We start from the raw sequence: 6714 nt of genomic DNA, 5'->3' as shown, positions 1-6714 counted from the left end.
GCTGCTGCATCGTCCACGGCCCCGGCTTGACGTTGCGCCCGTCGAAGTCGTAACGTTTCGCGTCGTTCTGTTGGCAAGTGTAGTAGTGCGATCGGCGCTCCAGGTCCGCGTAGCGGTCGGACGTGACAAGCTTGGTGGCCTGGAACGTGAGGCTGGCCTCGCTGAAGCCCCAGTTCTTCTGGGGAACGAAGGTGGCTCCAGACTGGCCTTGCGTGATGGGGATGACGGCTGCGGACGGCATGCGCGCATTGTAGCGCGCGCGGGGAGCGGGAAGCTAGCGAGTCTTGCGCTCAGCCCAAGACTTGAGGTTGTGCTGCCTGATAGGATTGTCCCTGGAACCTTGCACACCGAGCTTCAACCGAATCGCTTCGGCATCTCGATAGTGCCCGGTCTTCACTGCATCCTCATGGTTCTTTGCCTTCCGATCGTGATACTTGGCGGTATCCTCCGAACTCTTCGCGTACTTCTTATTGCCGTTATCCTCGTGGTGGTAAGCCTCGACCCGGTGCATCTCAGCAGCCTCCCGATGCATATCTGCGGCGGCTTGGTGACTGCTGGCGTCCTGTGCGCTAAACGCGGTATTGGATGCTTGGTGTGCAGCGTTCGACGCAGAGCCAGCGCTGTCCGGTTCCTTCACACCCTTGCCAAGACGCCCAGAAAACCCACTTCCACCACCGCCGCCGCTAGCGAACCGTCCCTGCTCGTCTCGCTCCTGCTCTGCCATGTCGCTACCTCGCCTTCCGCATCCTGTCCCGCAGGCTACCACGCAGCGGCTTAGCTGCCACGTTAACCCGGTCTAACGCGGGGGGAGGCGTCGCCATCGCCAACGCCTCGGGCGGGATGCGCGGGGGCAGCGGCGCCGCCGGGGGCTCGGGAGGCTCAACCTCGAACGGCGCGCGCAGGTCGCTCAGCAAGCCGAGCACGTAGGTCTTGATCCATCGGATGGGATGCATGGTGGAATTATGCGGGGTTTGCTATCGCCTTGAATGCGCTTACTAGCTTGGGCACTCCCCAATCCACCAAGCGCTCAGCTTTCCAACCGAGAACAGCCATCGCTCTCGCCGGGTCACCTACGAAGTGCGCCACGTCGTAATTGCGTGGAACGCCTTCGACAATCCGTGCTCCCGGAGCACCAGAAGCTACTGCGAGTTCTGCCACAGTTCGCATATCAGTACCGTGACCTGTAACGAAGTGGATGTCTGGAAGCTCACTCTCTCCAGCTTCCAATGCTTCCACGGCAAGCAACACACCTTTCACCACGTCATGCACGTATGTGAAGTCGAACACATGGTCAGGTCCGTCAAGCCGAAGCTCCCGCCCCTCTGCCGCTGCCCGAGTGAATGCTGGCGTTACCCGATCGGCATGGTCGCTCGTAGTGCCGTACACATTGGAAAAGCGAACAACCGATGTGCGACCACCTTTTGACCGAGCAACCGCCATCTTCAATTCACCTGTTACCTTGGTCACACCATAGACGTTGATGGGTAAGCGCGGTGCATCTTCTGGCGTAAGTCCAGGGAGGCATTCGCCATACACTTCACGGCTGCTGGCATACATCATCCACGCACCAGCGCGACTTACAGCTTCGTCTAGCACCGTTTCAGTGCCGCCTTCATTGACCGAACGACACAGCGCCGGATTTTGCTCTCCCCAGATCACTCTAGATACCGCCGCAAGATGTACAACACCAGAACAACCGCTCACAGCATTGCGCACCAGCGTGCGGTCTCTTACGTCTCCTCGAAACACAGCTCCTTCAGCCAACCGTGTATCAAGTCGCACTGCTTGGTGTCCGCAGCTTTCCAATAGCGAGCACAGCGCGCTACCGATAAGCCCCTCTGAGCCTGTAACCAACACTTTCATCGGTCACTCCCCCCTACGCTTTGAGGAAGTAGCGCAAACAGTGATTCGTAGTTGTCTGATTCGTGTGCAGCAATGCGCGCCCATAGAGTTTCGCTTGCTTCCAAGTGAACGGCTTCCACTGCGAGGTTGCGCCACGGATTGCTTTGCCTAACATGGCGAACCAATGGCCCAGCAAGGTTGAAGCAGTAACGCCTTCGATACGCTTCGCGCTGCCACAGCCAACCCATCCAGATGTCGTCGTAGCGAGGCGCATCAATGAACCTGCACCACGGCAACCACTCTCTAGGCCGGAACGCAAGGTTCATCCCACATAGCGGAAAATAATTGGCGAACACTGTTTTGCGTCTGAAGTCCATGGGAGGCGCACCAGTTGCTAGCTGCCGAACCCCGCAGTAATCCCCAACGCCAGTCCAGAACCCCATGCTCGCTGCTACTGGCATCTCAAGCGAGCGCACACCGTACGGTGTTCCCCTTGAAGCAGGCTCGGTCACTACCTCGAACAATTCCACACGCTTGGGCTTCAGCGCTTCCACATGCGCAGCCATCAGCTCGGGTAGAGTTCTGACCTCGCCATGCGGATAGCAATCGTCGTCGAGAGATACCACTACGTCGTATCCGCGTTTAACGGCTTCGACTATCGCCTTGTTTTTTGTTGCTGCACATCCCTCGCGCTGAGAGTCGTGTTGGAGCACCAACCAATCCGGCTTGGTTCCGTCGAGATTCCAGGCATCCAAGAATAGCTCGACCTGTTTTTCTGATACCCACGGAACGACTACCGCAGCATTGTCTGTCATCGCCCTGATTCCTTTTCGAGTATCTGCTGCAAGAACTCACTCTTGGGAGGAGAGTGCGCATGCAACTTCAGACCATATCCGTCCGGTCTGTCTGGTGGGACGTATCCGACTTTGCGCTTGAGCTGTGTGTCGAACTTCATCCAGTTGTTCTTGATCTTGTGCTGCGGTCTGCCGAATTTCCTATGTGTTGTAACAACTCCAGGCCAACACCGCTCCAGCTCCCGCGCCATGTGAAGCCTGCCGTCGCCTTGGTACGAACCAGCAGCCGATACCATCTGACCACCGGGCGCTGTCATTGTGGTCGGAGTATTGATCAGGAAAGCATTGAGCAGAAGCGTGCACCACCCATCTGCCAACACCTGGAGGGACATATCAGTATCCTCGTTGTACCTGTTGCGCCAAGTGTTCGGAAGCGAATTGTTTACGAGGAACACTGTGTAGCAACGCGCATTGAGGATAAAAGGCTTCCACCGCAATGCCATAATTCCAGAAGTGGGTACGAAGAACTCGGAATTGAAACTCGTCAGCGCCACATTCTCATATCTGTCACTGAAGTCTTCTGCCACTACGATGGCTACGTTTGCATCACAACGCAGCCGCCTTGAGTGGTGCAGGCGGCTGATGTATTCGATGTCGTCGTCAAATTGCCAATGACGTGCATGCCCTAGCTGAGTGGAGTGAGCTTTGATCCAGTTGCGTGAATAGACGAGCCCGCGATTGTTTTCGGGCAGCAACAGCACGCGCTCCTTTCCCCATTTGTTCTCGTAAGCTGGAGCTTCGTTCGGCTCGACAACGAGCTGAAACGGAACCCCAATCTTGTCGAACATACGCGCTGTAAGTACCTTAGCTGCACGACCCTTTGATGGGATGAACACCGGGTAGCTAGGGAGGAGCTTAGGCATCCTCTTTCTCCTTCCACTCCAGCGATATAAGATCGTCTTTCTCGCGGGGCGGATACCACGTCGAAAGGATGCGGCCTCCTCGCTGCTTTGATATCTTTTCCTTTCCAATTCCAAGCAGCTTGATCGCTTCCGTTCTCGATTCTTCATTCAGACATTGGATGGTCAGAATGAATGTTCCATCGCCTGGGTCAAAGTCTGGCATGCCTGCCCACTCGGCCGCTCTGTCCAGTGTGGCAATCTCGCTCGCTGGTCGAGTCACCATCACGAGAGCTGCCAGCATTTTCTCGTCGTAGCCTGTACCCGACAACCCACCTATGTCGATATCTGTTGATATGTCCCTCAAAAGATCCGACAGCGCCCTATCGTCCTGAAGGCTGAACCGCCCGACTTCGTTGTCCAGCGCTAGCAGCTTCAGCGCCCGTGGATCGTCCGGTCCGAATGAGTAGCGGATAGCAGGCACCTGTTTGAAGCCAAGCCCCTTGGCGGCTTCGACGAGCCCGTGCCCGCACAGAATAGTGTTGTCGCACGCTACCACTACTCTACGATAGAACCCGTACTGCCGGAGGCTCGACCGAAGATGCTCGATCTGGTCAGCAGGGTGCGTCTTGTAATTACGCGGGTGAGGCTTCAGCGAATCAAAATCGACAAAGCACTCCTCGCTGTTTGGCAGCTTGGGTTTCTTCTGCTTTGCCATGCTTCACGTCCCTTGCAAACGCAGCTTGTTGCACAGAAGGTCGCCCGCTGAGAGGTTGGCCCCATCGGATAGCTTGGCGAGGTAGGTCTTGAAAGCGTCCCGGTTTTCTACCGTGCTGAACTCCAGCGTTACTTTGGGCGCACGCTTGACGGTGCCGGGCTGTGTGCCGCTCGGCCCCACATCGGGCAGTTCGAGCAATCTCCCAAGCTCCACATCCTCGATACCGATAGCGAGCGCGTATGCGTTGAGATCCATCCCGGCGCGCACGTCGGGCTCTTGCAGCAGCTTGGACAAGTCCTCCACGTCGTACTCGCCTTGCTTGCGAATCTTGAGCGTGAGCCGCTTAGCCTCGGCCTCCGTGATGCCGTCGATGAACGTCATCGGCACCGTCTTGTACCCCACCTTGCGCCCGACCTTGTGGCGGTGCTCGCCGTCGATGATGATGTTGCGCTCGACGCCCTTCTCGTCCTTGCCCCACACCAGGATGAGCATGGAGCGGAGCCACCCGGTGTCGCGCAGCTCCTGCTCAAAGCTCTTGAGCATAAAGGCGTTCATGTGGTTGGGGTTCCAGGTGTTGGGCTTGACCTTGGACAGCGCGCAGTCGCGCGTCTCGCCGCGCATTGTGGGGGCCGGGGGCTTGATCGGTTGAGCTTTCACTATGGGCTTGCGTGCCATGGTATCGGGCATCCTCCTGTTCCAGCAGTCGCACACTGAGGATGCACAACGTAGCACGCGGGCGGGCGCAGCCACAACCCGCGTCAGAACCACCAGTCCTTCGTCACGTAGGCTAGCACCATCAGCACGGCCATCCCCAGCGCCAGCGCGATCACGGACGCACCCGCAGCAGCCCCGGCTTGAACCCGTGGCGCACCGCGTCCTCCACCAGCAGCGCGAGCGCGTCCTTGCTCGCGTGCTCGTAGCAGTGCGTGAGCCCCGGGAACCGCTCGCTGCTGCACCCCGGCTCGATGCACGTGCCATGTCCGTCACGCCAGCGCCGCGTCCTCCAGTCCTTGTGCCCCGGCTTCCCCACCGCTCCCTTCCCCTCTCCCCCACACGACTTCGTTCAGCCTCTCATGTCCCGCCTTCCCGCACAAGCCACTTCCGTAGCGGTGGGGGAAATGATAGGCCCCACAATGACAGGCGGCGTACTTGGCAACGAGCGCGCGCATCCACCGGCACAGCGGGCGCGCGGATCGGCACCCGGCGCAGTGGTGCACCTTGCCCTCGTTGCCCCAGCACCGCTTAGGCTTGCTGCCCATCGTCCTGCTTCAGCTCTACGCTGCAACCGCGCCATACCCGCCCCAGGCTTCCACCGCCTCGCTTGCACACCGTGATGACCTCGGACAGTTCGTCCACCGCGACGACCGGCATCACCCCGCGGCGCGGATCCAGCGCGAGCCAGAACACCATGTCGAACAGCGGCGCTTCCATCGGTTGCAACCCGGCTTCCCGCACGAACTTGTCCCACGTCTTGGTCCCGTCCGGGTCCAACTCCATCTTGAACGTAGCGCTGATGGGGCCGCTCGGCAGCTCGTCCTGGAGCGTGGCCTTGAGCGCGTCGGCGGTGTAGTTGCACGCCCCGACCGCTACCCCGTCGATGAGCAACAGGCCGTCGCTGTACTCGTGGCGCTTCACTGCTGCGACTCCACCACGTCGTCCTCGCTCATCGGCGCAGCAAGCGGCTTGCCGACCATCCCGGTGATGTTCCCCGCTCCGTCCGTGATGACGCCGGAAACCGACTCCATCGCGCGCACGGACTCCACCGTCATGGAGCCGTCGTCGTTCTTGCGCACGACGCACTCCACCGACTTGTCTCCTGGCTTGCTTGCAAGGTCCACACCTGTCACGTACACAGGGTACTTGTTCGGGTTCACGAGCACGGCGTCGCTTGTGGTCGCGTTGAGGTAGTCGGCCACCTGCTGCGGCGTGAACCTGCGGTGCCCCCCTACAGTACGCGCACACGCGAGCTTGCCCGTGTCGGTGAAGCGCTTCACGGTCGCCACGCTCACGCCGAGCACCAGCGCCACCTCGCCCACGTCCATCACGCCCCGTGCTTCGTAGTCCTCCCTGTAGCGGGCAACCATCAGCTCGACCACGTTTCCTGCCGTCACCTTCGACATCACTGCCTCCTTGCGATCAATAATGCGCGACTACCCGCCGAGCGCGTCCACCTCGCGCCGCAGGCAGGCGAGCCGCACGTCGTGCACACCTAAGCCGTCAAGCGGGTGCACAGACAGGGTGAAGCGCAACCCGTCGCTCGCCACCTCAACGTGCGTGGCCGGGTACGCTCCTATCTTGCGCACCGCCTCCGCGATGATGGCGGGCGTGGCGCGCTCCCACCAAGCGGGACGCCACTCGACCCGGACCTCGCGGTGCATGGTTCCCATGCGGCGTCAGCGTACCACGCGCTGCACCAACGTACCGAGTAACCGCGATGTGACAGGAGCTGGAATCAGCTCGC

Annotated in this window: 12 protein-coding genes; all 12 read right to left on the bottom strand. The window is 59.9% G+C overall.

Features of this window, described 5'->3' with window-relative positions; all coding sequences use genetic code 11:
• A partial coding sequence (locus WC683_18725; GenBank protein ID MFA4974645.1) for a hypothetical protein occupies positions 1-241 on the bottom strand: 241 nt, incomplete at its 3' end.
• A 33-nt stretch (positions 242-274) separates the two neighbouring features.
• A complete protein-coding gene (locus WC683_18720) occupies positions 275-511 on the bottom strand; it encodes a hypothetical protein (protein MFA4974644.1) in 237 nt (78 codons plus the stop codon).
• A gap of 449 nt (positions 512-960) precedes the next feature.
• Positions 961-1863 (bottom strand): NAD-dependent epimerase/dehydratase family protein, encoded by a 903-nt coding sequence (locus tag WC683_18715; protein MFA4974643.1) that lies wholly within the window; start codon positions 1861-1863, stop codon positions 961-963.
• Positions 1860-2657, bottom strand: coding sequence for a hypothetical protein (locus WC683_18710; GenBank protein MFA4974642.1), 798 nt, complete (start codon positions 2655-2657; stop codon positions 1860-1862). The genes WC683_18715 and WC683_18710 overlap by 4 nt, the downstream gene beginning before the upstream one ends.
• Complete coding sequence (locus tag WC683_18705) at positions 2654-3559, bottom strand: hypothetical protein (GenBank protein ID MFA4974641.1); 906 nt, start codon at positions 3557-3559, stop codon at positions 2654-2656. The genes WC683_18710 and WC683_18705 overlap by 4 nt, the downstream gene beginning before the upstream one ends.
• Positions 3552-4253, bottom strand: a complete 702-nt coding sequence (locus WC683_18700; protein MFA4974640.1) for a hypothetical protein — start codon at positions 4251-4253, stop codon at positions 3552-3554. Before WC683_18700 ends, WC683_18705 begins: the two co-directional genes overlap by 8 nt.
• Positions 4254-4256: 3 nt before the next feature.
• Positions 4257-4928, bottom strand: a complete 672-nt coding sequence (locus WC683_18695; GenBank protein ID MFA4974639.1) for a hypothetical protein — start codon at positions 4926-4928, stop codon at positions 4257-4259.
• A gap of 83 nt (positions 4929-5011) precedes the next feature.
• The gene (locus WC683_18690; protein MFA4974638.1) at positions 5012-5209 is read right to left on the bottom strand and encodes a hypothetical protein; all 198 of its coding nucleotides are present in this window, start codon (positions 5207-5209) and stop codon (positions 5012-5014) included.
• A 27-nt stretch (positions 5210-5236) separates the two neighbouring features.
• Positions 5237-5512: a hypothetical protein gene (locus tag WC683_18685; protein ID MFA4974637.1), complete on the bottom strand. Its 276-nt coding sequence runs from the start codon at positions 5510-5512 to the stop codon at positions 5237-5239.
• The gene (locus WC683_18680; GenBank protein MFA4974636.1) at positions 5496-5888 is read right to left on the bottom strand and encodes a hypothetical protein; all 393 of its coding nucleotides are present in this window, start codon (positions 5886-5888) and stop codon (positions 5496-5498) included. Before WC683_18680 ends, WC683_18685 begins: the two co-directional genes overlap by 17 nt.
• Positions 5885-6373, bottom strand: a complete 489-nt coding sequence (locus tag WC683_18675) for a helix-turn-helix domain-containing protein (protein ID MFA4974635.1) — start codon at positions 6371-6373, stop codon at positions 5885-5887. Before WC683_18675 ends, WC683_18680 begins: the two co-directional genes overlap by 4 nt.
• A 30-nt stretch (positions 6374-6403) precedes the next feature.
• Complete coding sequence (locus WC683_18670) at positions 6404-6640, bottom strand: hypothetical protein (protein MFA4974634.1); 237 nt, start codon at positions 6638-6640, stop codon at positions 6404-6406.
• Positions 6641-6714 lie beyond the last annotated feature (74 nt).

The organism is bacterium (assembly GCA_041648665.1).
Lineage (GTDB): Bacteria > UBA10199 > UBA10199 > 2-02-FULL-44-16 > JAAZCA01 > JAFGMW01.
This window is presented reverse-complemented; position numbering and strand designations above follow the sequence as displayed.

Bases quoted from the DNA above. Each gene is read 5' to 3' on its own strand.
- WC683_18695 (MFA4974639.1), bottom strand. From the start codon at position 4,928: ATGGCACGCAAGCCCATAGTGAAAGCTCAACCGATCAAGCCCCCGGCC.
- WC683_18685 (MFA4974637.1), bottom strand. From the start codon at position 5,512: ATGGGCAGCAAGCCTAAGCGGTGCTGGGGCAACGAGGGCAAGGTGCAC.
- WC683_18710 (MFA4974642.1), bottom strand. From the start codon at position 2,657: ATGACAGACAATGCTGCGGTAGTCGTTCCGTGGGTATCAGAAAAACAG.
- WC683_18700 (MFA4974640.1), bottom strand. From the start codon at position 4,253: ATGGCAAAGCAGAAGAAACCCAAGCTGCCAAACAGCGAGGAGTGCTTT.
- WC683_18705 (MFA4974641.1), bottom strand. From the start codon at position 3,559: ATGCCTAAGCTCCTCCCTAGCTACCCGGTGTTCATCCCATCAAAGGGT.
- WC683_18720 (MFA4974644.1), bottom strand. From the start codon at position 511: ATGCACCGGGTCGAGGCTTACCACCACGAGGATAACGGCAATAAGAAG.
- WC683_18715 (MFA4974643.1), bottom strand. From the start codon at position 1,863: ATGAAAGTGTTGGTTACAGGCTCAGAGGGGCTTATCGGTAGCGCGCTG.
- WC683_18675 (MFA4974635.1), bottom strand. From the start codon at position 6,373: ATGTCGAAGGTGACGGCAGGAAACGTGGTCGAGCTGATGGTTGCCCGC.
- WC683_18670 (MFA4974634.1), bottom strand. From the start codon at position 6,640: ATGGGAACCATGCACCGCGAGGTCCGGGTCGAGTGGCGTCCCGCTTGG.